This is a genomic window from Streptomyces sp. GC420 (assembly GCF_009916105.1).
Taxonomy (GTDB): Bacteria; Actinomycetota; Actinomycetes; order Streptomycetales; family Streptomycetaceae; genus Streptomyces.
In genome coordinates this window covers 1-1330 of record NZ_JAAAXQ010000751.1, presented here as the reverse complement: position 1 = coordinate 1330, position 1330 = coordinate 1, and the positions used below count along the sequence as shown (strand labels likewise).

Annotated in this window: 2 protein-coding genes; both read left to right on the top strand. The window is 64.8% G+C overall.

The window, feature by feature from the left end:
* Positions 1 to 113: 113 nt before the first annotated feature.
* Positions 114 to 551 carry a helicase associated domain-containing protein gene (locus GUY61_RS41400; protein WP_166634902.1) on the top strand — a complete coding sequence of 146 codons (438 nt, stop codon included), beginning with the start codon at positions 114 to 116 and terminating at the stop codon, positions 549 to 551.
* Between the two features lie 503 nt (positions 552 to 1054).
* The coding region (locus GUY61_RS38375) for a hypothetical protein (protein ID WP_166634901.1) at positions 1055 to 1330 on the top strand (276 nt) is incomplete at its 3' end.

The window sequence follows — 1330 nt, the reverse complement described above, 5'->3', positions numbered from 1 at the left end:
ATCTCGTCGTCGATCTTCACGTACAGTGCGGTGAGCAGGGTGTCCAGGTCGCTTGTCACAGAACGACCTTGGACACCCTGTCTGCGTTCCCGGACGCACCGTCAGCATTCGGAATGACTCGTCTAGGCAAACGACCCGCCCCGGCCACACGCACCTACCCCGCCAGCCCCGGAATCGACCACGCACGCACCTACGCCGCCCAACACGGCCACCTCACCCCGGACAAGCACACCCACCACAACGGCTTCCCCCTCGGCCAATGGCTGGGCCAGCAACGCCACAAAGCCCGCGCCGGCACCCTCTCCACCACCACCGCAGCCGCCCTCACCCACCTGAACCCGTGGTGGAACCCACCCTGGCCCTACACCTGGCACCGCACCTGGCAGCAATACCGCACCACGATCAGCGGGAACGAGCCCCTCCCCGACACACTCCAACATTGGGCCAACGCCCAACGCAGTCAATGGAGCACCCTCCACCCTGGCCAACGACAACTCCTCACCACTGCCAGCTTCGCTGAGGGCTGGGACAGTCCGGACATGAAACCCTGAGCTCAGCGCCTTTGCGCCGCCCCGAACCACCGCCAAGCACACGACCTCGCCCACGAAGGCTCCCGAACGGGCCCTGGAAGGCGGCGCGATGGGCGATACTGGTGGGCAGGTGTGGCGTGCCCGCGACAGGGTGCACGCGGCCAGCGAGTAGAGAAAGGCGGTGCGGCAGAGGTCAGATGAATCGGCTCAGGGGCTTTGTAAACATTCTTTTTGTTAGCTCACAGGTGTAGCCCACCCTGCCCAAAAAGCCGAAGAAAACCTCCCCCGCAAAAACCGCCAAACAAGCCATCTGAAACACACCCCGGGATCAATGAAATTCCCTCCCGGGGTGGTGAAAAGCCTGCCGTAAAACACCACCGGCCCGCCTCACAGCGACGCCGGCCGTCGGCATGCCCTCACCCTCTGGCACACACATGCCGCCTCTTTCCGTCCCAGTCGGCCCAGGCCGACTCGTTCAGGCATGAGGCGGCCCAGCCGTCGCGTGCTGGAAGGGCATCCACGCGATGAACTCGTCCTCCCTCGCACCCGTCGCCGGCCTCCTGGCCGGGCTCCCCGCCGTCCTTGCAGGCGCTCTGGGCGGCGCGCCATGGTGGGCCGTGGGAGCGATCGTCATCGCGGCATACCTCGCCATCCCCCTCACCAGCCTGATCCTCGACCACAACCGCCAACGCAAAGGAAACATCGTCGACGAAAAATTCGCAGCCGCCCTCGACGAAATCACCGACCCCGAAAAAAGAATCCAAGCAATCATCACCTACCGTCAGGCCACAGCCCCCGCC

Excerpts from the sequence above, each read along its gene's own strand:
- GUY61_RS41400 (WP_166634902.1), top strand. The coding sequence starts at position 114 with ATGACTCGTCTAGGCAAACGACCCGCCCCGGCCACACGCACCTACCCC.